Source organism: Microbacterium sp. NPDC058345 (genome assembly GCF_042723855.1).
Taxonomy (GTDB): Bacteria; Actinomycetota; Actinomycetes; order Actinomycetales; family Microbacteriaceae; genus Microbacterium.
In genome coordinates, this window is the sequence record NZ_JBHXIG010000004.1 from 180,201 (window position 1) to 203,658 (window position 23,458).

Below are 23,458 nucleotides of genomic sequence, written 5' to 3' on the forward strand. Positions count from 1 at the left end.
GACAGCTGTTCGATATCGAAGATACATTCGGAACACAGCTTCGCATCCGGCATTCCCGGCCGAATGCCGGATGCGAAAGCTTCCCGCCGTCGAGGCGGAGAAGAAGAGGAGCACACCATGAGCACCATCAGCATCCAGCCGCCGATGACCGCACGCACCGCTGCGCCGGCGACACGGCTGCGACTGACCGCACGCGGTCGCCGCGTGCTCCTCGCCCTCGCCTCGGCGCCGGTCGCCGCCGGGATCGTCTTCTCCGCGCTGGCGGGCGGATCCGCGCTGGCCTCGGGGGAGCAGGCCGCAGTGCCGTCGTTCGAGACGGTCACGGTGATGCCGGGCGACACTCTGTGGTCGATCGCGGCCGATGCGGCGCCCGATGCCGACCCGCGCGAGGTCGTCGACGCCATCATGCGTCTGAACAGCCTGCCGAGCGGCATGATCCAGACCGGCACCACGCTGGCGCTTCCCGCGGAGTACGCCGACTGAACCGTGTGACGTCACGCGCAGGGTCGGCCGAGGTGCGCGCTCTACGATGGGAAGGGTGACCTCTCTTGACGATCTGCCCCTTCGCGACGACCTTCGCGGGCTGACTCCGTACGGCGCGCCACAGGCGCCGCTGCCGGTGGCGCTGAACGTGAACGAGAACACCCATCCGGTGCCCGATGAGGTGGCCGACGACATCCTCGACGGCATCGCCCGGGCCCTGCGCGAGGTGAACCGGTATCCCGACCGGGAGTTCACCGCGCTGCGGCAGGCGTTCGCGACTTATCTCGGCCACGGTCTGACCGCCGAGCGCATCTGGGCCGGCAACGGATCGAACGAGGTGCTGCAGCACATCCTGCAGGCGTTCGCCGGTCCGGGTCGCACAGTCTTCGGCTTCGGGCCGACCTATTCGATGTACCCGCTGCTCGCACAGGGCACCGGCGCGCGCTGGACGGCCGGCACCCGCGAAGACGACTACTCGATCACGGCTGACGAGGCGGCGCGGCAGGTGCGTGCCACCGACCCTGATGTCGTGCTGCTGTGCTCGCCCAACAATCCGACCGGCACACCCCTGGGATTCGACGTCGTCGAAGCCGTGTACGAAGCCGCGCGGGGGGTCGTGATCGTCGACGAGGCCTATCACGAGTTCGCCCCGCACGACGCGGCATCCGCGCTCACACTGCTCGACGGGCGCCCTCGGCTGGCGGTCTCTCGCACCATGAGCAAGGCGTTCGCCTTCGCGGGCGCGAGGGTGGGCTATCTCGCCGCTGATCCGGCGTTCATCGACGCGCTGCGCCTCGTGCGCCTGCCGTACCACCTCAGTGCGCTCACGCAGGCGGCAGCGGTCGCGGCGCTGCGCAACTCGACGACGATGCTGCGGATGGTCGACGAGATCGTGGTGCAGCGCGACCGCATCACGGCCACCCTGGTCGCCCTCGGCTATGCACCGCACGAGTCGTGGTCGAACTTCGTGCTGTTCGGCGGCGTCGACGATCCGAAGGCGGTCTGGCAGGCGCTCTACGAGCGGGGCGTGCTGATCCGCGACGTCGGCATCCCCGGTCACCTTCGGGTCACCGCGGGCACCGAGGCCGAGACCACCGCGTTCCTCGACGCCCTGGCCTCGATCAGCGATCCGTCGCCCGCCGCCTCGGTAGGATCGGCGTCATGAGCGCACGCACCGCACGTCGCACCCGCAGCACGTCCGAGTCGACCGTCGAGATCGAGCTGAACCTCGACGGCACCGGGCGCAGCAGCATCGACACCTCCGTGCCGTTCTTCGACCACATGCTCACCGCCTTCGCGAAGCACTCGCTGACCGATCTGACCGTACGCGCGTCCGGCGACACGCACATCGACGCGCACCACACCGTCGAGGACGTCTCCATCGTGCTCGGTCAGGCGATCGGCGAGGCGCTCGGCGACAAGGCGGGCATCTCGCGTTACGGTGACGCGCTCGTGCCGCTCGACGAAGCGCTCGCGCAGGCCGTCGTCGACGTCTCCGGGCGTCCCTTCCTCGTGCACCAGGGCGAGCCCGCCGGCTTCGAGTTCCACCTGATCGGCGGGCACTTCACGGGTTCGCTGGTTCGTCACGCCTTCGAGGCCCTCACCTTCCATGCGGGCCTCACCGTGCACGTGCGCGTGCTCGGCGGGCGCGACCCGCACCACATCGCCGAGGCGGAGTTCAAGGCGTTCGCTCGCGCGTTCCGGCAGGCCAAGGCGCTCGACCCGCTGGTCGAGGGCATCCCGTCGACGAAGGGTGCGCTGTGAGCCGCGCACCTCGCGTCGCCGTCTTCGACTACGAGTCCGGCAACGTGCACTCCGCCGTGAAGGCCCTCGCCGCCGCCGGTGCGGACGTCGAGCTGACCGGTGACCGCAGCGCGGCCCTGGAGGCCGACGGACTCCTCGTGCCGGGTGTCGGCGCCTTCGCCGCGGTGCGCGAAGCACTGCACGCGCGTGGCGGCGATGAGATCATCGAACGCCGACTCGCCGGAGGTCGTCCGGTGCTCGGCATCTGCGTCGGCATGCAGGTGATGTTCGAGCGCGGCGTCGAGCGCGGGCAGAACACCGAGGGCCTGGGGGAGTGGCCGGGTTCGGTGACCGAGCTCGACGCGCCGGTGCTGCCGCACATGGGGTGGAATACGGTGCAGGCCGGCGAGGGCAGCGTCCTGTTCCGGGGCATCGAGCAGGAGCGCTTCTACTTCGTGCACTCCTACGCGGCCAAGACCTGGGAGCTCGACGTGGTCGCGCCGTTCCCGCGGCCCGCCGTCACGTGGGCCACGCACGGGGAGCGCTTCCTCGCCGCGGTCGAGAACGGTCCGCTGTCGGCCACTCAGTTCCACCCCGAGAAGTCCGGCGACGCCGGCATCCGTCTGCTGCGCAACTGGGTCGAGTCCCTCTGACCGGTGCCGATCCGCCGGAGGGTTTGATGCCCGCTCGCGCCCCGACTACCCTCGTCTCTCGTGCCTGCACAGCCATTCCCGATTCCCTCTCCTAGGACGTCATGAACGATTTCGCACAGTCACCCGCCCTGATCCTGCTGCCCGCGGTCGACGTCGCCGGCGGCAAGGCGGTGCGTCTCACCCAGGGTGAGGCTGGCACCGAGACCAGCTACGGCGACCCCGTGGACGCCGCGGGCGAGTGGGTCGACCAGGGGGCGCAGTGGATCCACCTCGTCGACCTCGACGCGGCGTTCGGACGCGGCAGCAACGCCGGGATCCTGCGCAAGGTCATCAAGCAGTACCGCGGCGTGAACATCGAGCTCTCCGGCGGCATCCGCGACGACGCCAGCCTCGAGGCGGCTCTGGAGTCGGGTGCCAACCGCATCAACCTCGGCACCGCGGCGCTGGAGAACCCCGAGTGGGCTGCGGATGTCATCGGACGCTACGGTGAGGCTGTCGCCGTCGGGCTCGACGTGCGCGGCACCACGCTCGCGGCGCGGGGATGGACGGAGGACGGCGGCGACATCTGGGAGGTGCTCGAGCGTCTCGAAGAGGCCGGATGCAGCCGCTACGTCGTCACCGACGTCACGAAGGACGGCACGCTGCGCGGACCCAACCTCGACCTGCTGCGCGAGATCACCTCGCGCACCCCGAAGCCGGTGATCGCGTCCGGCGGCGTCTCGAGCCTCGACGACATCGCCGCGCTGCGCGAGCTCGTGCACCTGGGCGTCGAGGGCGCGATCGTCGGCAAGGCGCTGTACGCCGGCAAGTTCACCCTCGCCGAGGCGCTGGATGTCGCCGGAGACTGACGGCTGCGATCACGACACGCCCCATTCGCACGGCGACGCCGGCGACTCGGCGGGAGTGCCGTGGGAGGGGCGCAGCTTCGAGTCCAACCCGCACGCCGCGGATGACGGCTCCGCAGACCCCGCGCTCCTTTCGGCCCTGCTGGGCTTCCGCGCGGGGGTAGGCAGCCAGGCCGAGGTCGTCGATGCGTTCCGTGACGCGCGAGTGCTCGTGCCCCTCGTCGCGGCGAAGGGCGAGGAGGGCGTGGGCCCGACCGGGCTGAAGGTCGACAAGACGCAGGAGCTCTCGATCGTCACGGTCGCCGCCCCCGACGGTCGCCGCGTGCAGCCCGTCTTCTCGTCGGTCGAGACGATGGCACGGTGGGATGCCACGGCGCGGCCGATCCCCGTCGAGGCCAAGCGCGTGGCCCTGTCCGCGTCGAGTGAGCAGACCGACCTGATCGTGCTGGATCCGGCGTCTGACACCGAGTTCGTCATCCGGCGCCCTGCCGTGTGGGCGGTGGCGCAGAACCAGCGGTGGGAACCGAGCTTCCTTTCGCCAGAGGTGTTCACGGCGCTCCAGCAGAGCGTCGCGCACGAACTGGCGGTGATCGACGTGTCGGTGGGCGCGGGAGACCCCGACGCGCGCATGCGAGGACCGGAGCTGATCGTCACCCTCGAGCTGGCGGACGGCCTCGAACGCGAGACGCTGGATGCGGTGCTCGCGCGTCTGGCTCAGCGCTGGGCGGCCGACGACCGCATCGCCGTGCTCGTCGACTCGCTGACCGTGAAGCTCACCAAGGCCGCCTGATCCCGTGTCGCTAGAGTGCCCTCATGCGCAGAGTGCTCGCGGTGGTCGGCCTCGCCCTCGCAGGCCTGCTCGCTGCTGCGTGCTCGCCGGACACGCAAGTCTGCCCCGCGATCGGTTGGAACAACCACATCGAGGTGGACGCCACCGCCTTCGGTCAGGACGCGTTCGTGCAGCTGTGCACGGAAGCCGGTTGCTCTCCACAGCCCGGAGCGCACCGGACGCTCCCGACGGACCTCTCCGTTCCAAGTCCTGATGCCGGGGCGTTCAGCGTCGGGATGACGGCGCCGGAGTCCGTCACGATCCGCGTCTACGACGCGACGGGCGCTCTGCTGCACGAGTCCGAGCGCTCGGTCGACTGGACGCATTCACCCGGGCCCTGCGGCGGCCCCAGCACGGCCACTCCGGTCGTCCTCGCCCGCTGACCCGCGAGCGCCGATCCTTCCTCCCAAAGGTCAAGCAGCACGGAGCGGAGGCCGGGAGGTTCCCGGAGCGAGCATCGGGAGGGGCCCGCGAAGCGGGAAGGAACCCGCTCTGCGAGCGAAGGGAACCTCCCGGCCGAAGCGGGGAAGAGGACTAGTTGACCGGCCCCGTCCACTTCTCGCCCGGCCCCTTGCCGATCGGGTCGGGGATGACGGATGCCTCGCGGAACGCGAGCTGCAGGGAACGCAGCCCGTCGCGCAGCGAGCGGGCGTGCATGTCGCTGATCTCCGGCGCCCCGGCCGTGATCAGACCCGCCAGCGCGTTGATCAGCTTGCGCGCCTCGTCGAGGTCGAGCTGGTTCTCCGGGTCGTCCGCCAGGCCGACCTTCACGGCGGCGGCGCTCATCAGGTGCACCGCGGTCGTGGTGATCACCTCCACGGCGGCGACGTCCGCGATGTCCCTGGTGGCGGCTTCGGCCGCCTCCTCCTGCTTCTCCCAGCGCTCGTGGCGCTCGTCGCCTGCGGCATCCGATTCCGGAATCGTCACTTCATGGTGCTTTCTGGTAGACTTCTGCGGGCTTCGGAGTGTCATGCTCCGATACGAAAGAGGATTCAATTCCCACCCGCGCTTGCCGTTCCAGGCTACCGGGTCTTGTGCTCCGCCGGCCGCGCGCCGGCAGGCCGGTGTCCGCACCGGCGAAAGGGCACGGAGCCGGCTTCTGAGATGCCGGCATGGGTGGGGTGACTCCTGTTTCGCCCGAGACGCGGACCGCGTCCCGGTGGCCGAGAACCCACATCTAAGGAGCTCCGCATCAGCGATCCCCGCACCAATGAGCGCATCCGCGTCCCCGAGGTCCGCCTCGTCGGTCCCGCGGGTGAGCAGATCGGCGTCGTCCGCATCGAGGCGGCGCTGCGCCTCGCCCAGGAAGCAGATCTCGATCTCGTCGAGGTCGCGCCGAACTCGAAGCCGCCCGTGGTCAAGATCATGGACTACGGCAAGTTCAAGTACGAAGCCGCGCAGAAGGCGAAGGAAGCGCGCCGCAACCAGGCGAACACGGTCCTCAAGGAGGTCCGGTTCCGTCTGAAGATCGAGGCGCACGACTACACGACCAAGCTCAAGCGTGCCGAGGGATTCCTGAAGGCGGGCGACAAGGTCAAGGCGATGATCCTGTTCCGGGGTCGCGAGCAGTCCCGCCCCGACCAGGGCGTGCGTCTGCTGCGCAAGTTCGCCGAGGATGTGGCGGAGTTCGGCTCGGTGGAGTCGAACCCGACCATCGACGGTCGCAACATGGTGATGGTCATCGCCCCGGTCAAGAACAAGTCCGAGGCGAAGGCCGAGCAGAACGCCGCCCGCGCCGCCAGCAAGCAGGCCGCCCGGGACGCGAAGACCACGGGCCCTGCCTCGTCCGCGGAGTGATCCGCCCCTAGACTCCCGCTCCCAGCGGGTTACCCACCGTCGCCCTGCTGGGCGCCACACGAAGGAAGAGAAATGCCGAAGCAGAAGACCCACTCGGGTGCGAAGAAGCGCTTCAAGATCACCGGAAGCGGAAAGCTGAAGAAGCAGCAGGCCGGTATGCGCCACAACCTCGAGCACAAGTCGAGCCGCCGCACCCGCCGCCTCAACCAGGACCAGGTGCTGTCGGCCAACGACACCAAGGTCGCGAAGAAGCTTCTCGGTCGCTGAGCGCCGATCGCACGGATAGGAACACACGAAAATGGCTAGAGTCAAGCGCGCAGTCAACGCGCACAAGAAGCGTCGCGTCATCCTCGAGCGCGCCTCGGGCTACCGGGGTCAGCGTTCGCGCCTGTACCGCAAGGCGAAGGAGCAGGTCACCCACTCGCTCGTCTACGCGTACCGCGACCGCCGCAAGCGCAAGGGCGACTTCCGTCGTCTGTGGATCCAGCGCATCAACGCCGCTGCCCGCCAGAACGGCATCACCTACAACCGCTTCATGCAGGGCCTCGGCCTCGCCGGCGTGCAGGTCGACCGCCGCATGCTCGCCGAGCTCGCCGTGACCGACGCCGCCGCGTTCGCGTCGCTGGTCGAGACGGCCAAGAAGGCTCTGCCCTCGGACGTCAACGCTCCGAAGTCGGCTGCCTGATCGATTCGATCAGAAACGGGCGTCTCCCCTCGGGGAGGCGCCCGTTTCCGCATCCCGACACGGCCTAAGCTGAAGTCGTGCTCGAGAATCCCCGCTCGCCCCGCGTCCGCGCGGTCGCCAAACTGACCAAGCGCAGTGCCCGCACCGAGACCGGGCTCTTCCTGCTTGAGGGGCCCCAGGCCGTGCGCGAGGCGCTCACCTACCTTCCCGAAGCCATCGTCGACCTCTTCGCGACGCCGACCGGGTGGGAGAAGCACGCCGACGTGCGTGCACTGGCGGCGGATGCCGAGGTCGAGGTCGAGTACGTCACCGAGGATGTGCTCTCCGCGATGGCCGACACGGTGACGCCGCAGGGCGTCATCGCCGTCGCCAGGCAGACGCCGACGTCGGTGCGCGACATCTTCGCGGCATCCCCGCGGCTCGTCGCGATCTGCGAAGAGGTGCGCGATCCCGGCAACCTGGGCACCATCATCCGCGCGGCCGATGCGGCGGGTGCGGATGCCGTGGTGCTCACCGGCCGCACGGTCGACCCCTACAACCCGAAGGTCGTGCGCTCGACCACCGGATCGCTGTTCCACCTGCCGATCTCGGTCGGCGGAGAGCTCGACGACGTCATCCGGCGAGCCCACGGCGCCGGCCTCCAGGTGCTCGCCGCCGACGTGAAGGGCGACGACCTGCTCGCCGCCCGCGCCGACGGGGTGCTGGAGCAGCCGACCGCCTGGCTGTTCGGCAACGAAGCCCGCGGGCTGGACGAGGACGCGCTCGGACTGGCCGACCGCCCGCTGCGACTGCCCATCTTCGGCCGCGCCGAGTCCCTGAATCTGGCCACCGCGGCCAGCGTGTGCCTCTACGAGAGCGCGTTCGCCCAGCGCGCGCGCGGCTGAAGCGCGGTCACGAATCGGTAACCACGTGCACGGCGCTTCGGCGGCCCCGGCCGGATCCTCCTAGTCTGTTCTCATGGCAGAGAGCAGAGACGCCCTCGTGGTGGTCGAGAACGTGCAGAAGCACTACGGAGATTTTCAGGCTCTGAAGGACATCGACCTCACGGTGGACAAGGGCGAGGTCGTCGTCGTCATCGGGCCGTCGGGTTCGGGGAAGTCGACTCTGTGCCGCACCATCAACCGGCTCGAGACCATCACGAGCGGCACGATCAGCATCGACGGCAACCCGCTTCCCGCGGAGGGCAAGGGCCTCGCGAATCTGCGCGCCGAGGTGGGGATGGTCTTCCAGTCGTTCAACCTCTTCGCCCACCTGACGATCCTCGAGAACGTCACCCTGGGGCCGATCAAGGTGCGCGGCGTGAAGAAGGCCGATGCCGAGAAGGAGGCCATGGCGCTTCTGGAGCGCGTCGGCGTCGCGCAGCAGGCGTCGAAGCTGCCCGCGCAGCTGTCCGGCGGTCAGCAGCAGCGTGTCGCGATCGCCCGCGCCCTGGCCATGCACCCCAAGGTGATGCTGTTCGACGAGCCGACCAGTGCGCTCGACCCCGAGATGATCAACGAGGTGCTCGACGTGATGATCGGGCTCGCCAAGGACGGCATGACCATGATTGTCGTCACCCATGAGATGGGCTTCGCCCGCAAGGCGGCGAACCGCGTCGTCTTCATGGCCGACGGTCAGATCGTCGAGGAGGCGACGCCCGAGGAGTTCTTCACGAACCCGAAGAGCGACCGCGCCAAGGACTTCCTGTCCAAGCTGCTCACCCACTGACCTTCCCTCCGCAGATCCAGCGAACACAGCACACGAAGGAGACGCACATGCGACGCACCAAGACTCTGGCGGCGGTCGGCATCGCCGCCACCGCACTGCTCGCCCTGACCGCCTGCAACAGCGGCAGCCCGTCCAACCCGGGCGGTGGCGGCGGCGACGGCGACGGCGGTGACACGCCGATGTACGAGGTGGCCGAGGACGTCACGCTCGAAGGCAGCCCCACCTATGACGCCATGGTCGAGCGCGGCGGCCCGATCATCGGTGTCAAGGAGGACCAGCCCAACCTCGGCTACCTCGACGTCACGACCGGTGAGCGCAGCGGGTTCGACATCGAGATCGCCCGCTGGATCGCCGCCTCGCTCGGCTTCGAGGAGAGCGACATCACCTATGAGCCGATCGCGTCGGCGAACCGCGAGCAGGCGCTCGTGAACGGCGACATCGACTACTACGTGGGCACCTACTCGATCACCGACTCTCGCAAGGAGCAGATCGACTTCGCCGGGCCCTACTTCGTCACTGGCCAGGGCTTCCTCGTCAGCGCCGACAGCGAGATGACCGAGGTCAACGACGTCACCGACTTCAACGGCATGACGGTCTGCTCGGCGACGGGCTCCACGCCGATCTCGAACATCAAGGAGAACTACCCCGAGATCAAGACGCAGGAGTACGACATCTACTCCCAGTGCGTCGAGGACCTCCTCGCGGGCAAGGTCGACGCGGTCACCACGGATGCCGCGATCCTCATCGGCTACGCGGCGCAGAACCCCGACGAGCTGAAGGTGCTCGACGGCCTGTTCACCGAGGAGCGCTACGGCGTCGGCATCCCGAAGGGCGACACCGCCCTGCTGGAGCACATCAACACCCTGTTCACCGAGGGCGGCGACACCTGGCAGGCGATCTTCGACGCGACGCTCGGTCAGTCGGGCATCGAGGTCGAGCAGCCGGCCGTCGACCCGGCCGAGTAATCCTGACCGGTGGGGAGCACGCACCGGCGTGCTCCCCACCGTCATCTCAGAGAGGGAGGGCGCGTGGACGCCATCTTCGGCAACCTCGACCTGTGGCGCGAGGGCATCACGTACACCCTGCTGGTGTTCTTCTTCGGCGGCATCATCGCGTTGGTGCTGGGAACGATCGTCGGCGCCATGCGGGTCTCACCGGTGCCGATCGCGCGCGCCGTCGGCACGGCGTACGTCACGCTCGTGCGCAACACCCCGCTCACCCTCGTCTTCTTCTTCTTCGTCTTCGGGTACAGCGCGCTGGCGCTGCCCACGCTGTCGAACACGGTGCTCGGCATCCTGGCGATCGGCGTGTACACGGCGACCTACGTGGCGGAGACGCTGCGCGCCGGCATCAACACCGTGCCCGTCGGCCAGGCCGAGGCGGCCCGTGCGATCGGACTGCCGTTCGGGCAGGTCATGACGCAGGTCGTGCTGCCGCAGGCGTTCCGATCGGTCGTGCCCCCGATGATGAGCGTGTTCATCGCCCTGCTGAAGAACACCACGGTCGCCGCCGGCTTCTCCATCGCCGTGCTGCCCCAGCTGCAGTCGACGATCTCCAACTCGCACACCCGCCCCGGCAGCCCGATGGAGGTCCTGCTCTGGGTCGCCGTCATCTTCGTGGCGCTGGTGCTGCTGTTGACCTGGCTGCAGCGAACTCTCGAGAACCGGTGGAGGATCGCACGATGAGCTCGGTTCTGTTCGACGTTCCCGGCCCCCGCGCCCGTCGTCGCAACATGATCCTCACGATCGTGACGGTCGCCGTGGTCGTCGCGGTCATCGCCTTCCTGGTCTGGCGTCTGTCGCTGACCAATCAGTTCAGCGCGGCGAAGTGGAACGTCTTCACCTACACCGCCGTGTGGTCGTCGATCGGCCAGATGCTGCTGAACACGCTGCGCGCCTTCGCGCTCGCCGCCATCCTGAGCCTCGCGCTCGGCTTCCTGCTCGCGATCGGGCGGCTCTCCGACCACGCCTGGGTGCGGGTGCCCGTGACGGTGATCACCGAGGCGTTCCGCGCGGTGCCCGTGCTCGTCATGATGATGATCCTGTACTACGGCCTGCCCACCCTCGGTGTGAAGACGGATCCGTACTGGGCCGTCGTGCTCGCGCTCATGGTGTACAACGGCTCGGTCCTGGCGGAAGCGCTGCGCGCGGGCGTGGAGTCCCTGCCCCGCGGCCAGGGGGAAGCCGGGTACGCGATCGGCCTGCGCAAGAGCGGCGTGATGACGCTGATCCTGCTGCCGCAGGCGGTGCGGGCGATGCTGCCCGTGATCGTCGCGCAGCTGGTCGTGGCGATGAAGGACACCGCGCTCGGGTTCATCATCACCTACCAGGAGCTGCTGTACTACGCCAAGCTGCTCAGCTCGCAGCAGGGACGACCGATCCTGCAGGCCGCGCTGATCATCGGCGGCATCTACATCATCATGTGCCTGATCCTGTCTGGGATCGCGAAGTGGCTCGAGATCCGCACGAGGCGCTCGCCCAAGCTGAAGGGCTACACGCCCGACGCCGGCGGGGGAGACCCGCGCGTGCATGACGGCTCGACCGTCACCGAGGTGATCGCCGCGCAGCGGGGCGCCGGCAAGTTCGACGGCACGAACACCGGCGCCGGACCGCTCTGAGCGGTGACGTGGCCTGAGGCGGTCCTCGCCCGCCGGTAGACTCACCTCTTGTGTCTAGTGCTCCCGATATCACGCCCGAGGCGGTGGAATCCGCGGTCGCTGCAGCGCTCGCCGCGATCGAATCCGCGGCCGACACCGCCGAGCTGAAGGCGGCACGCGCCGCGCACGTCGCCGAGGGCTCGCCCCTGGCCGCGCTGAACGCGTCGATGCGCCAGGTCGCCCCCGAGCACAAGGCCACGTTCGGCAAGCTCATCGGGCAGGGCCGGGGCCGGGTCACCCAGGCACTCGCCGCCAAGGAGGACGAGCTCGCCGCTGCCGAGACGGCCGCGCGCCTCGAGGCGGAGCGGGTGGACATCACCGCCGTCGCCTCGCGTTCGCGCGTCGGCGCCCGGCATCCGCTCACCCTGCTGCAGGAGCAGGTGTGCGACATCTTCGTCGGCATGGGCTGGGAGATCGCGGAGGGCCCCGAGCTCGAGCACGAGTGGTTCAACTTCGATGCGCTGAACTTCGACGAGGACCACCCCGCTCGTCAGGAGCAGGACACGTTCTACGTCGACCCCGCGTCGCGCCATCTGGTGATGCGCACGCACACCAGCCCGGTGCAGGTGCGCTCCATGCTCGACCGCGAGGTGCCGATCTACGTGCTGTGCCCAGGGCGCACCTACCGGACCGACGAGTTCGACGCGACGCACCTGCCGGTGTTCAGCCAGTTCGAGGGTCTCGTCATCGACAAGGGCATCACCATGGCCCATCTGAAGGGCACCCTCGACCACTTCGCGCGCCAGATGTTCGGGCCGGAGGCCAAGACGCGGCTGCGCACGAACTACTTCCCGTTCACCGAGCCCTCGGCCGAGCTCGACCTGTGGCACCCCACGTTCAAGGGCGGCGCGCGCTGGATCGAATGGGGCGGATGCGGGATGGTGAACCCCAACGTGCTGCGCGCCGCCGGGATCGATCCGGAGGAGTACAGCGGATTCGCGTTCGGGATGGGTATCGAGCGGACTCTGATGTTCCGCAGTGATGTGAAGGACATGCGCGACATGGCCGAGGGCGATGTGCGCTTCAGTGAGCAGTTCGGGATGGTGGTGTGATGCGCGTTCCGCTTTCCTGGCTGCGCGAGTACGTCGATGTGGCGGCGGATGCCACGCCGGAGGACGTGCTGGCGTCCCTGGTGACGGTCGGCTTCGAAGAGGAGGACATCCACCGCTTCGAGATCTCTGGCCCGGTCGTCGTCGGACAGGTGCTGTCCTTCGAGGAGGAGCCGCAGAAGAACGGCAAGACCATCCGCTGGTGCCAGGTCGACGTCGGAGAGGCGAACGGCGGCGTGCGCGGCATCGTCTGCGGCGCGAGCAACTTCGCGGTCGGCGACAAGATCGTCGCGACGCTGCCCGGCTCGGTGCTGCCCGGTCCGTTCCCGATCGCAGCCCGCAAGACCTACGGCCACGTCTCCGACGGCATGATCGCCTCGGCGCGCGAGCTCGGCCTCGGCGATGAGCACGACGGCATCCTGGTCCTCTCCGAGATCGGCGTCGACGCGCCCGTCGGCGCGGACGCGATCGCGCTGCTGCATCTCGACGACGTGGCGGTGGAGATCAACGTCACCCCCGACCGGGGGTACGCGTTCTCGCTGCGCGGCGTGGCGCGGGAGTACTCGCACGCCACGGGCGCGTCCTTCCGCGACCCGGCCGAGCGCGACTTCGCCGAGCTGCAGCCCGGTTCCGGCTTCCCGATCGCGATCGACGACGCGAACCCGATCCGCGGCCGTGTCGGCGCCAGCGAGTTCGTCGCCCGAGTGGTGCGCGGCGTCGACCCCTCGCGGCCGACCCCGCCGTGGATGATCGCGCGTCTCGCCCTCGCCGGCATGCGCTCACTCGGCGTGCTCATCGACATCACCAACTACGTGATGCTCGAACTCGGCAACCCGATCCACGGCTACGACCTCGACCGGCTGCAGGGCGGCATCACGGTGCGGCGTGCGACGGCGGGCGAGCGGATGACCACGCTCGACGGGCAGGAGCGCGCGCTGCACGTCGATGACCTGCTCATCACCGACGACTCCGGGCCGATCGGCCTCGCCGGCGTGATGGGTGGCGGCACCACGGAGATGTCGGCCAGCACCCGCAACGTGCTCATCGAAGCCGCGATCTTCGACCAGGTCTCGATCGCCCGCACCGCCCGCCGCCACAAGCTGCCCAGCGAGGCGTCCAAGCGCTTCGAGCGCGGTGTCGATCCGCTCATCCCCTTCGCGGCCGCCCGGCGCGTGGCCGACCTCATGGTCGAGCTCGCCGGGGGCGAGCTGACCGACGAGGGCGGCGCGCTGTTCGCCGAGGTCCTCATCGAGGGCATCGCGCTTCCCGCCGGCTTCGTGCAGGGTTTCGTCGGTGTGGACTACACCGACGGCGAGGTCGTCGGTGCGCTCGAGACGATCGGCGCAGAGGTCACGCCGACGGATGCCGGGTGGCAGGTCATCCCGCCGAGCTGGCGCCCCGACCTGACCGACAAGTGGACGCTGGTCGAGGAGGTCGCCCGCATCCACGGTCTCGACCGCATCCCGTCCGAGCTGCCCGTGCCGCCGTCCGGCCGCGGCTACACGCCGCTTCAGCAGGGCCGTAAACGCGTCGCCGACGCGCTCGCGGCCGCCGGCCTCGTCGAGACGCCGGCGTTCCCGTTCACCAGCGAAGAGCAGAACGACCTGCACGGCTCCGCATCCGGCGAGCACCTGCCGAGCATCCGCCTGGCGAATCCGCTCGACGGTCAGGCCGGGTACCTGCGCCGCTCACTGATCCCTGGTCTGCTGCAGACCGCGCACCGCAACATCGCGCGGGGGCTGACCGACCTCGCGATCTTCGAGACGGGCGTCGTCTTCGCGCCGCAGGCGGGGGTCGAGTACGGCACCGACTTCATCCCGCCGTCCGGCGAGCGACCGTCCGACGAGACGCTCGCCGCGCTGAACGCGTCGATCCCGGCGCAGCCGCGGCACGTCGCCGTGCTGCTCACCGGGAACATCACCCCGCGCCAGCCCGGTCGCACGGCGGAGCCGGCAGGTCTCGCCGACGCCCTCGATGCGATCCGGGTGATCGGCGCCGCCGCCGGTGCCGAGATCGACGTGGCGCAGACGCAGCGCGCGGCGCTGCACCCGGGGCGTGGCGGAGTGCTGCGTGCGCTCGGCGAGGAGATCGGCTACGTGGGCGAGCTGCACCCGCAGGTCTCCGCGGATGCGGATCTGCCCGGCCGTGCCGTCGTGGCGGAGCTGGATCTCGATCGTCTTCTCACGCTGGCGGGTGAGCGCGTCGTGGCCGAGTCGCTGTCGACGTTCCCCGCCGCCACGCAGGACGTGTCACTCGTCGTGGGCGTGGAGGTCCCGGCCGCAGACGTGCGCGACGCGGTCGCCGCCGGTGCGGGCGACCTGCTGGAGTCGGTGCGCCTGGTCGACGACTATCGTGGCGAAGGCCTCGGCGAGGGGCAGAAGAGCCTCACCTTCGCGCTGCGCTTCCGCGCTGCGGATCGCACGCTCACCGCGGCCGAGGCGACGGAGGCCAAGATCGCGGGCGTCGCCGTGGCGACCGAGCGGTTCGGCGCGAGCATCCGCGACTGAGCAGCGAAGCGCGACGAGGAGGAACGATGAGCGACTACCAAGTGACCGAGATCGGCGGACTCGACGCATGGCGCGACCACTTCGGCGGCTTCGCTCCCTCTCGTTCGAGGGACGGGCGCAGAGTCGTCGACCACGAGCTGACCATGCAGTACATCGGCATGACGGCCAACGCGCTCCAGCCGGGGGAGCAGGCCGGCTACTGGCACACGCACGACAAGATCGAGGAGCTCTACGTCTTCCTCGAGGGGCGAGGGCAGCTGGCGCTGGACGACGACATGGTCGACGTCGAGGCGGGCACCGTCGTCCGCGTCGGTCAGGGCGTCTGGCGCACCTGGCGCGCGCGCCCCGACAGCCCCGGCGAGCTGCGCTGGCTGTGCATCCGCGCCGGCGGGGAGCAGCTGCCGCACCTGCCGGACGACAGCCGGCGCGATCCGGAGCGCCCGACGCCCTGGGCCGACGCCTGAGCCCTGCCCGCCGCCGACAGCAGAACGGCTTCCCTCCGCGACCGGATGCTGGTGGGATGGGCACATGACGAAGGTGCTCGTTCTGGGTGGAACCGGATGGCTCTCCGGTCGGATCGCGACCCGCTGGAGGGATGCCGGCGCCGAGGTGACCTGCCTCGCCCGCGGGGAGCGGGCGGCACCGGACGGCACCGTGCTCGTGCGCGGCGACCGCGATGACGCCGAGGTGTACGGTCTGCTGGCCGAGCAGCAGTGGGACGAGGTCGTCGACATCTCCTCCCGTGCGCGGCATGTGCGCGACGCGGTGGCCGCGCTCGGCGATCGGGCCGGTCACTGGACGTACGTGTCGTCGATGTCGGTGTACTCCGACGACCTCGCCCGCGGCCTGGACGAGTCGGGCCCGATCCACGCACCGGCGGACGACGGCGACGAGTACGACTACGGACGCGAGAAGGTGGCCGCGGAACAGGCCGTCGGCGCGCTCGGCGACCGCGCCTTCATCGTGCGCCCCGGCCTGATCGTCGGACCGGGTGACCCGAGCGATCGCTTCGGATACTGGCCGGCTGCCTTCGATCGTGCGGGTTCCGGCCCGGTGCTCGCACCCTCGACCGAGGGACGCTCTGCCCAGGTCATCGACGTCGACGACCTCGCCGCCTTCCTCACCGCGCAGCTGCGGCACGGCGTCGTGAACGCCATCGGCGACATCCACCCCCTCGGCGATGTGCTCGCCCGCATCCGTGCGGCCGCGGGTCATGACGGCGACGTGACCGAGGCCCCGGACGACTGGCTGGAGGAGCACGGGGTGCAGTACTGGATGGGGGAGCGCTCCCTGCCGCTGTGGCTGCCCGCGGACATGCCGGGGTTCATGACGCGCGACAACACCGCTTACCGTGCAGCAGGAGGGCCCGTCTCGCCGCTCGACGAGACGATCCGCCGTGTGCTCGCCGACGAACGCGCGCGCGGTCTCGATCGCGAACGGCGGTCCGGCCTGTCCCGGGCCGAGGAGGCCGAGCTGCTCGACCAGCTGCGCTGACCGACGCCTTCTCGCGGCGCAGAGGCGCAGCTCGTGTGACGCCGCCGATTTGCGGATGCTCCGCCGTCGGCGCTACTGTCGCGTCATGCCTTCGGCCGCACCGCTTTCGCTGACGCTCGCTCCGAGCGTCGCTCCCGTGCGCCGACGCCGCGGCGGCCGCCGAGTCTAGGCGACCCCGCACTCCTGTCGTGTCTCGGCGGGTACACGTGCCGGTGTCGCCGCCCCGGCCAGGCCCGTCATCGGGCGAACCCCGACCGTTAAGGTAGAAGCATGACGTATTCCGTCGCCGTCTCCGGCGCATCCGGCTACGCGGGAGGCGAGATCCTGCGGCTTCTCGCGGCCCATCCCGACGTCGAGATCCGCACCGTCACGGCGCACTCGAACGCCGGCCAGCCGCTCGTCGACCACCAGCCGCACCTGCGCTCGCTGGCGCACCTGACGTTGCAGGACACCACCCCCGAGATCCTCGCCGGGCACGACGTCGTCTTCCTGGCCCTGCCGCACGGGCAGTCCGGTCAATACACCGACGCGCTGGGCGAGGCGCCGCTCGTCATCGACGCCGGCGCCGATCACCGGCTCACCTCGCAGAGCGCGTGGGACGCCTTCTACGGCGGCGCCTTCCATGAGCCGTGGGCGTACGGCGTCCCCGAGCTGATCGTCGAAGGCGCCAAGCAGCGCGAGCGTCTGCGCGACGCCACCCGCATCGCCGCTCCCGGATGCAACGCCTCCACGGTGAGCCTCAGCCTCGCCCCCGGGGTGGCGGCCGGTGTCATCGATCCGTCCGACATCGTCAGCGTCCTCGCCGTCGGTCCGTCCGGCGCGGGCAAGAGCCTCAAGCCGCACCTCCTCGGCAGCGAGATCCTGGGGACGGCCAACCCGTATGCGATCGGCGGCACCCATCGGCACATCCCGGAGATCCGCCAGGCGCTCGCCGCGGCATCCGGTGCGGACCCCGAGGGCATCCGCATCTCCTTCACTCCGGTGATCGTGCCGATGTCTCGGGGCATCCTCGCCACCGCCACGGCACCGATCGCGGAGGGGGCCACCGACGAGCAGATCCGCGGCGCCTGGCAGCGCGCCTACGGCGACGAGACCTTCGTGCAGCTGCTGCCCCAGGGACGCTTCCCGCGCACCGCGGACGTGCTCGGCGCCAACACCGCCCTGATGGGTCTCGCCGTCGACCGGGCGGCGAACCGCGTCACCGTGGTCACCGCGGTCGACAACCTCACCAAGGGCACCGCCGGCGCCGCCGTGCAGTCCATGAACATCGCGCTCGGCCTTCCCGAGGACCGCGCCCTCACCGTGAACGGAGTGGCCCCGTGACCGTCACCGCGCCTCAGGGATTCGAAGCCGCCGGCGTCGCCGCCGGGCTCAAGTCGACCGGCAACCCCGACGTCGCCGTCGTCGTCAACCGCGGACCCCGCAAGGTGGGCGCTGCCGTGTTCACCACCAACCGCGCCAAGGCGAACCCGATCCTGTGGTCGCAGCAGGCGATCGCCGACCGCGTCGTCGAGGCGATCGTGCTGAACTCCGGGGGCGCGAACTGCTTCACCGGAGCCTTCGGCTTCCAGACCAGCCACCTCACCGCCGAGAAGGCCGCTGAGCTGCTCGACGTGAGCGCCGGCGACGTGCTGGTGTGCTCCACCGGTCTCATCGGCACCGGTGACGAGGCGTTCCGCGCCCGGGTGCTCGAGGGCGTCGAACGGGGCATCGCCGAACTCGACGCCGACGGCGGGCAGCGCGCCGCCGAGGCGATCATGACCACCGACACGGTCGCGAAGACGGCGGTGATCAGCCGCGACGGATGGACGATCGGCGGCATGGCCAAGGGTGCGGGGATGCTCGCGCCGGGGCTCGCGACGATGCTCGTCGTGATCACCACCGACGCCGACCTCGAGGCCGTCGAAGCGGACGCGGCGCTGCGCAGGGCCACGAACGTGAGCTTCGACCGGCTCGACTCCGACGGATGCATGTCGACCAACGACCAGGTGACACTGCTCGCCAACGGCGCGAGTGGTGTGAAGCCCGAGCTCGACGAATTCATCGCGGCCCTCACCGAGCTGTGCCAGGACTTGGCCGGCAAGCTGCAGCGGGACGCCGAGGGCGCCAGTCACGACATCACCATCGAGGTCAGGAACGCCGCCTCGGAGGACGAGGCCGTCGAGGTCGGCCGGTCCGTGGCGCGCAACAACCTGTTCAAGGCCGCGATCTTCGGCAACGACCCGAACTGGGGGCGTGTGCTCGCCGCCATCGGCACGACCTCGGCGCAGTTCGATCCGTACGACGTGGACGTGTGGATGAACGACGTGCGGGTGTGCACCGGCGGCGGGCCCGACCGGCCGCGCGAGGACGTGGATCTCACCCCTCGCGCCATGCACCTCGTGATCGATCTGAAGGTGGGTGAGGCCGGCGCCACGATCCTCACCAACGACCTGACCCACGACTACGTGCACGAGAACAGCGCCTACTCCTCATGACCGATCTGCAAGACACCGCACCGGAGGAAGCCGCCGTCAAGGCCGCCACGCTCATCGAGTCGCTGCCCTGGCTGAAGCGGTTCCGCGACCAGATCGTGGTGGTCAAGTACGGCGGCAATGCCATGGTGTCCGAGGAGCTGCAGGACGCCTTCGCACAGGACATCGCCTATCTGCGCTACGTCGGCGTGCAGCCGGTCGTCGTGCACGGCGGCGGCCCGCAGATCTCGAACATGCTGGACCGCCTCGCCATCCCGAGCGAGTTCAAGGGCGGCTACCGGGTCACCAACACCGAGGCGATCAGCGTGGTGCGTATGGTGCTCACCGGGCAGGTCAACCCGCAGCTGGTCGCCAAGATCAACTCGCACGGCCCGATCGCGACGGGTCTGAGCGGCGAGGACGCCGGGCTGTTCGGCGGCCGCCGGCGTGGCGTCGTCATCGACGGCGAAGAGGTCGACCTGGGGCGCGTGGGCGATGTCGTCCAGGTGGACCCGACGCCCGTGCTCGACCACCTCGCCGCGGGACGCATCCCGGTCGTGTCGTCGATCGCGCCCGATCTCGACCACCCCGGGCAGTCGCTGAACGTGAACGCGGATGCCGCCGCATCCGCCCTGGCCGTCGCGCTGAACGCCCGCAAGCTGGTGATCCTCACCGACGTGCCGGGCCTGTACGCCGATTGGCCCAACCGCGACTCGCTCGTCTCGCACCTCACCTCGAGCGCGCTCACCGAGATGCTTCCCCGGCTGGAGTCGGGCATGATCCCGAAGATGCGCGCCTGCCTCGATGCCGTCGAGGGCGGTGTGGATGCGGCCGCGATCATCGACGGTCGTGTGCCGCACTCGGTGCTCGTCGAGCTGTTCACCAGCAAGGGAATCGGAACGGAAGTGGTCGCAGGATGACGAACTGGCAGGACGACGCCGCGCGCGACCTGATGAGCCTCGGCGGGCGGCTGGCGCTGCTCACCCGCGGTGAGGGATCTCACGTGTGGGATGCCGACGGCACGCGCTATCTCGACTTCCTCGGCGGCATCGCGGTGAACTGCCTCGGTCATGCCCATCCGGTGTTCGTGGATGCCGTCTCGACCCAGGCCGCGACGCTGGCGCACGTCTCGAACTACTTCGCGAGCCCCGGGCAGCTCGAACTGGCCGGGCGCCTCAAGCGCCTCGCCGGCACCGGAGAGCAGGGGCGCGTGTTCCTGACGAACTCCGGCGCCGAGGCCAACGAGATGGCGATCAAGCTCGCCCGGCTGCATGGGAACAGGTCGGGGCGCACCACGATCCTGGTCGTCGAGGGCGCCTTCCACGGTCGCACCATGGGCACCCTCTCGCTCACCCCGAAGCCCGCCTACCGTGACCCCTTCCAGCCGGCGCTGCCCGGCATCCGCACCGTCGAGCAGTCGCTCGAGAGCCTGGAGGCGGCCTTCGACGACACCGTCGCCGCGATGATCGTCGAGCCCATCCAAGGCGAGGCCGGGGTGGTGGAGCTGCCCGAGGGCTTCCTCGCGAGGGCGCGGGAGCTGGCCACGGCCCACGACGCGCTGCTGATCCTCGACGAGGTGCAGACCGGATCCGGCCGCACCGGCGAGTGGTTCGCGTTCCAGGGCGCGGGCATCGTCCCGGATGCCGTGACGCTGGCGAAGAGCATCGGAGCAGGCTTCCCGCTCGGCGCGCTGATCACCTTCGGCGCCGCCAGCGAGCTGTTCTACCCCGGTACGCACAATTCCACGTTCGGCGGCAACCCGCTCGCGAGTGCCGTCGCCAACGCGGTGCTCGGACACATCGAGAACGCCCACCTGCTCGAGAACGTGAAGGTCCGCGGCGCGGCGCTGCGCGACGCCGTGGCGGAGCTGCCGCTCGTGGCGGGCACCCGCGGTGCGGGGCTGCTCATCGGCATCCGTCTCACCGCACCCCTGGCCGCCGAGGTGCGCGCCGCGGCCCACGAGCGCGGGCTCATCGTCAACGCCCCCACCGACGACGTCATCCGCATCGCTCCGGCATACACCATCGGCGACGCCGAGGTGGCCGAGTTCCTCACCCTGTTCGAGGCGGCCCTCACGGCCGTCGCCCCGTCCGCCCCCACCGCTTCGGAGATCCCCGCATGACCCGCCACCTGCTTCGCGACGACGACCTGACCGCTGCCGAGCAGGCCGAGATCCTCGACCTCGCGATCGAGCTGAAGAAGGACCGCTGGGCGAACAAGGCGCTCGCGGGACCGCAGACCGTCGCCGTCATCTTCGACAAGTCCTCCACGCGGACCCGCGTGTCGTTCGCGGTCGGCATCGCCGACCTCGGCGGCTCGCCGCTGATCATCTCCACGGCGAGCAGCCAGCTCGGCGGCAAGGAGACGCCGTCCGACACCGCGCGCGTCCTGGAGCGCCAGGTCGCCGCGATCGTCTGGCGCACCTACGCGCAGTCGGGCCTCGAGGAGATGGCGCGGGGCACGCGCGTCCCCGTCGTCAACGCGCTGTCCGACGACTTCCACCCGTGCCAGCTGCTCGCCGACCTGCTGACCATCCGCGAGCACAAGGGCGACCTGAAGGGCCTCACGCTCACCTTCTACGGTGACGGACGCAGCAACATGGCGCACTCCTACGTGCTCGCCGGGGTGACGGCGGGCATGCACGTGCGCATCGCGTCGCCGACCGCGTACGCGCCCCGCCCCGACGTCGTGGCGGACGCCGAGCGCCGAGCCGCCGAGACCGGCGGCTCGATCACCCTGCTCACCGACCAGCGCGAGGCGGCGGCCGGAGCAGACGTCATCGTCACCGACACCTGGGTGTCGATGGGCAAGGAGGAGGAGAAGATCTCGCGGCTGCGCGACCTCGGCGGGTACAAGGTGACCACCGAGACCATGGCGCTCGCCGATCCTGAGGCGATCTTCATCCACTGCCTGCCCGCCGACCGCGGCTACGAGGTCGACTCCGAGGTGATCGACGGCCCGCAGAGCGTCGTCTGGGACGAGGCGGAGAACCGCCTTCATGCGCAGAAGGCGCTGCTGGTGTGGCTGCTCGGCAAGAACGAGGAGGTCGCCCGATGAGCGGCGCCGCGGGCGGATCCACGAACGACGGCGCGCTCTGGGGCGCCCGGTTCGCCGGCGGGCCGTCGCCCGAGCTCGCCGAGCTGAGCCGGTCGACGCACTTCGACTGGATCCTGGCCCCGTACGACATCGCCGGCTCGCACGCGCACGCGCGCGCACTGGAGGCGGCCGGTTACCTCGAAGCCGACGAGGCGCGCGTGATGCACGCGGGTCTCGATGCGCTCGCCGCCCGGATCGCCGACGGCACCCTGCTGCCGGATGCCGGCGATGAGGACGTGCACGGCGCGCTGGAGAAGGCGCTGATCGCCGAGGTCGGTGCCGAGATCGGCGGACGCCTGCGGGCGGGCCGCAGCCGCAACGATCAGATCGCGACGCTGGTGCGGATGTATCTCATCGACCACTCCCGCGTGATCGCCCGCGACCTGCTGCGGGTGATCGACGCCCTGGTGGCGCAGGCCGAGGCGCATCCGGATGCGATCCTGCCGGGGCGCACGCATCTGCAGCACGCCCAGCCGGTGCTGCTCGCCCACCACCTGCAGGCGCACGCCTGGCCGCTGGTGCGGGAGCTGGAGCGGCTGGTGGACTGGCGCCGCCGCGCCGGCGTCTCGCCGTACGGCGGGGGAGCGCTGGCCGGCTCGACCCTGGGACTCGACCCCGCGCTGGTCGCTCGCGAGCTCGGGCTCGACCGGCCCGCCGAGAACTCGCTCGACGGCACGTCCGCGCGCGATGTGGTGGCCGAGTTCGCGTTCATCGCCGCGATGACGGGCATCGACCTGTCGCGTCTGAGCGAGGAGGTCATCCTCTGGAACACGCGCGAGTTCGGTTTCGTCACTCTCGACGACGCCTACTCGACGGGGTCCAGCATCATGCCGCAGAAGAAGAACCCCGACATCGCCGAACTCGCGCGCGGCAAGTCGGGGCGCCTGATCGGAAACCTGTCGGGGCTTCTCGCGACCTTGAAGGGCCTCCCGCTGGCGTACAACCGCGACCTGCAGGAGGACAAGGAGCCGGTCTTCGACTCGGTGCAGACGCTCGAGGTCGTGCTCCCCGCGTTCGCCGGGATGATCGCGACGCTGCGCTTCGACACGGAGCGGATGGCCGCGCTGGCCCCGCAGGGGTTCTCGCTGGCGACCGACGTCGCGGAGTGGCTGGTCAAGCGCCGGGTGCCCTTCCGCGACGCGCATGAGATCTCGGGTGCCCTGGTGCGCGCCTGCGAGGAGCACGGTATCGGCCTGGAGGATGCGTCGGACGAGGTGCTCGCCGCGGTGTCGGCGCACCTGACCCCCGAGGTGCGCGAGGTGCTGTCGATCGAGGGATCGGTCGCGTCGCGCTCCGGCGCCGGCGGGACCGCTCCGCAGCGCGTGGCGGAGCAGCGCGCCGAACTCGTCGCGCGCGCCCAGTCGGCGGCGCACACACTCGGGCTCTGACCCGCGCCCGCCGCGCGGCGCTCCGGCGGCGGGTCAGTGCAGGGCGTCGTCGGCGGCGCTGCGCGTCCACCGC

At 70.1% G+C, this 23,458-nt stretch carries 26 protein-coding genes; 25 read left to right on the plus strand and 1 reads right to left on the minus strand.

Translation table 11 applies throughout. The features are described from left to right. Positions 1-117: 117 nt before the first annotated feature. The 7 genes from ACFWH5_RS15260 to ACFWH5_RS15290 all read left to right on the plus strand — a co-directional run bounded on the left by ACFWH5_RS15260 (position 118) and on the right by ACFWH5_RS15290 (position 4,936). Complete coding sequence (locus tag ACFWH5_RS15260) at positions 118-483, plus strand: LysM peptidoglycan-binding domain-containing protein (protein WP_378836227.1); 366 nt, start codon at positions 118-120, stop codon at positions 481-483. A 46-nt stretch (positions 484-529) separates the two neighbouring features. After that, positions 530-1,648: a histidinol-phosphate transaminase gene (locus ACFWH5_RS15265; protein WP_378836229.1), complete on the plus strand. Its 1,119-nt coding sequence runs from the start codon at positions 530-532 to the stop codon at positions 1,646-1,648. Further along, the gene (gene hisB / locus ACFWH5_RS15270) at positions 1,645-2,247 is read left to right on the plus strand and encodes an imidazoleglycerol-phosphate dehydratase HisB (RefSeq protein ID WP_378836232.1); all 603 of its coding nucleotides are present in this window, start codon (positions 1,645-1,647) and stop codon (positions 2,245-2,247) included. The genes ACFWH5_RS15265 and hisB overlap by 4 nt, the downstream gene beginning before the upstream one ends. Beyond that, positions 2,244-2,879: an imidazole glycerol phosphate synthase subunit HisH gene (hisH, locus tag ACFWH5_RS15275; RefSeq protein ID WP_378836235.1), complete on the plus strand. Its 636-nt coding sequence runs from the start codon at positions 2,244-2,246 to the stop codon at positions 2,877-2,879. The genes hisB and hisH overlap by 4 nt, the downstream gene beginning before the upstream one ends. 101 nt (positions 2,880-2,980) lie before the next feature. Then, complete coding sequence (gene priA, locus ACFWH5_RS15280; protein WP_378836237.1) at positions 2,981-3,727, plus strand: bifunctional 1-(5-phosphoribosyl)-5-((5-phosphoribosylamino)methylideneamino)imidazole-4-carboxamide isomerase/phosphoribosylanthranilate isomerase PriA; 747 nt, start codon at positions 2,981-2,983, stop codon at positions 3,725-3,727. Continuing rightward, positions 3,711-4,514, plus strand: coding sequence for an SseB family protein (locus ACFWH5_RS15285; protein ID WP_378836239.1), 804 nt, complete (start codon positions 3,711-3,713; stop codon positions 4,512-4,514). Before priA ends, ACFWH5_RS15285 begins: the two co-directional genes overlap by 17 nt. 23 nt (positions 4,515-4,537) lie before the next feature. After that, positions 4,538-4,936 (plus strand): hypothetical protein, encoded by a 399-nt coding sequence (locus ACFWH5_RS15290; RefSeq protein WP_378836241.1) that lies wholly within the window; start codon positions 4,538-4,540, stop codon positions 4,934-4,936. A 151-nt stretch (positions 4,937-5,087) separates the two neighbouring features. On the opposite strand, the gene ACFWH5_RS15295 is transcribed toward ACFWH5_RS15290, so the two are convergent. Beyond that, positions 5,088-5,474, minus strand: a complete 387-nt coding sequence (locus ACFWH5_RS15295) for a DUF1844 domain-containing protein (RefSeq protein ID WP_378836305.1) — start codon at positions 5,472-5,474, stop codon at positions 5,088-5,090. Between the two features lie 207 nt (positions 5,475-5,681). Between ACFWH5_RS15295 and infC the strand changes: the two genes are divergently transcribed. From infC to argH, 18 genes are all read left to right on the plus strand, one after another. After that, the gene (infC, locus tag ACFWH5_RS15300; protein ID WP_378836307.1) at positions 5,682-6,350 is read left to right on the plus strand and encodes a translation initiation factor IF-3; all 669 of its coding nucleotides are present in this window, start codon (positions 5,682-5,684) and stop codon (positions 6,348-6,350) included. Positions 6,351-6,422: 72 nt separating this feature from the next. Beyond that, on the plus strand, positions 6,423-6,617 hold the full coding sequence (gene rpmI, locus ACFWH5_RS15305; protein WP_309129102.1) for a 50S ribosomal protein L35: 195 nt from the start codon (positions 6,423-6,425) through the stop codon (positions 6,615-6,617). Positions 6,618-6,648: 31 nt separating this feature from the next. Further along, a complete protein-coding gene (gene rplT, locus ACFWH5_RS15310) occupies positions 6,649-7,035 on the plus strand; it encodes a 50S ribosomal protein L20 (RefSeq protein ID WP_309129103.1) in 387 nt (128 codons plus the stop codon). 77 nt (positions 7,036-7,112) lie between these two features. After that, positions 7,113-7,919, plus strand: coding sequence for a TrmH family RNA methyltransferase (locus ACFWH5_RS15315; RefSeq protein ID WP_378836243.1), 807 nt, complete (start codon positions 7,113-7,115; stop codon positions 7,917-7,919). A 73-nt stretch (positions 7,920-7,992) separates the two neighbouring features. Further along, positions 7,993-8,742, plus strand: coding sequence for an amino acid ABC transporter ATP-binding protein (locus ACFWH5_RS15320; RefSeq protein ID WP_378836246.1), 750 nt, complete (start codon positions 7,993-7,995; stop codon positions 8,740-8,742). Positions 8,743-8,789: 47 nt separating this feature from the next. Further along, a complete protein-coding gene (locus ACFWH5_RS15325) occupies positions 8,790-9,707 on the plus strand; it encodes a glutamate ABC transporter substrate-binding protein (RefSeq protein WP_378836248.1) in 918 nt (305 codons plus the stop codon). Positions 9,708-9,770: 63 nt separating this feature from the next. Then, positions 9,771-10,427, plus strand: a complete 657-nt coding sequence (locus tag ACFWH5_RS15330; protein ID WP_378836251.1) for an amino acid ABC transporter permease — start codon at positions 9,771-9,773, stop codon at positions 10,425-10,427. Further along, positions 10,424-11,359: an amino acid ABC transporter permease gene (locus ACFWH5_RS15335; protein WP_378836253.1), complete on the plus strand. Its 936-nt coding sequence runs from the start codon at positions 10,424-10,426 to the stop codon at positions 11,357-11,359. The genes ACFWH5_RS15330 and ACFWH5_RS15335 overlap by 4 nt, the downstream gene beginning before the upstream one ends. Before the next feature lie 50 nt (positions 11,360-11,409). Further along, the gene (gene pheS, locus ACFWH5_RS15340) at positions 11,410-12,450 is read left to right on the plus strand and encodes a phenylalanine--tRNA ligase subunit alpha (protein ID WP_378836256.1); all 1,041 of its coding nucleotides are present in this window, start codon (positions 11,410-11,412) and stop codon (positions 12,448-12,450) included. Next, positions 12,450-14,954, plus strand: coding sequence for a phenylalanine--tRNA ligase subunit beta (pheT, locus tag ACFWH5_RS15345; RefSeq protein ID WP_378836258.1), 2,505 nt, complete (start codon positions 12,450-12,452; stop codon positions 14,952-14,954). Before pheS ends, pheT begins: the two co-directional genes overlap by 1 nt. A gap of 26 nt (positions 14,955-14,980) precedes the next feature. Next, on the plus strand, positions 14,981-15,418 hold the full coding sequence (locus tag ACFWH5_RS15350) for a cupin domain-containing protein (RefSeq protein WP_378836261.1): 438 nt from the start codon (positions 14,981-14,983) through the stop codon (positions 15,416-15,418). A 64-nt stretch (positions 15,419-15,482) separates the two neighbouring features. Further along, complete coding sequence (locus ACFWH5_RS15355) at positions 15,483-16,448, plus strand: NAD-dependent epimerase/dehydratase family protein (protein ID WP_378836263.1); 966 nt, start codon at positions 15,483-15,485, stop codon at positions 16,446-16,448. Positions 16,449-16,718: 270 nt separating this feature from the next. Next, complete coding sequence (gene argC, locus ACFWH5_RS15360; protein ID WP_378836266.1) at positions 16,719-17,771, plus strand: N-acetyl-gamma-glutamyl-phosphate reductase; 1,053 nt, start codon at positions 16,719-16,721, stop codon at positions 17,769-17,771. After that, entirely contained in the window at positions 17,768-18,925 is a 1,158-nt protein-coding gene (gene argJ / locus ACFWH5_RS15365; protein WP_378836268.1) for a bifunctional glutamate N-acetyltransferase/amino-acid acetyltransferase ArgJ, read from the plus strand. The genes argC and argJ overlap by 4 nt, the downstream gene beginning before the upstream one ends. After that, on the plus strand, positions 18,922-19,821 hold the full coding sequence (gene argB, locus ACFWH5_RS15370) for an acetylglutamate kinase (protein WP_378836270.1): 900 nt from the start codon (positions 18,922-18,924) through the stop codon (positions 19,819-19,821). The genes argJ and argB overlap by 4 nt, the downstream gene beginning before the upstream one ends. After that, complete coding sequence (locus ACFWH5_RS15375) at positions 19,818-21,023, plus strand: acetylornithine transaminase (RefSeq protein WP_378836272.1); 1,206 nt, start codon at positions 19,818-19,820, stop codon at positions 21,021-21,023. Before argB ends, ACFWH5_RS15375 begins: the two co-directional genes overlap by 4 nt. After that, positions 21,020-21,958: an ornithine carbamoyltransferase gene (argF, locus tag ACFWH5_RS15380; RefSeq protein ID WP_378836275.1), complete on the plus strand. Its 939-nt coding sequence runs from the start codon at positions 21,020-21,022 to the stop codon at positions 21,956-21,958. Before ACFWH5_RS15375 ends, argF begins: the two co-directional genes overlap by 4 nt. Continuing rightward, positions 21,955-23,385, plus strand: coding sequence for an argininosuccinate lyase (gene argH, locus ACFWH5_RS15385; protein WP_378836277.1), 1,431 nt, complete (start codon positions 21,955-21,957; stop codon positions 23,383-23,385). Before argF ends, argH begins: the two co-directional genes overlap by 4 nt. Positions 23,386-23,458: the final 73 nt, after the last annotated feature.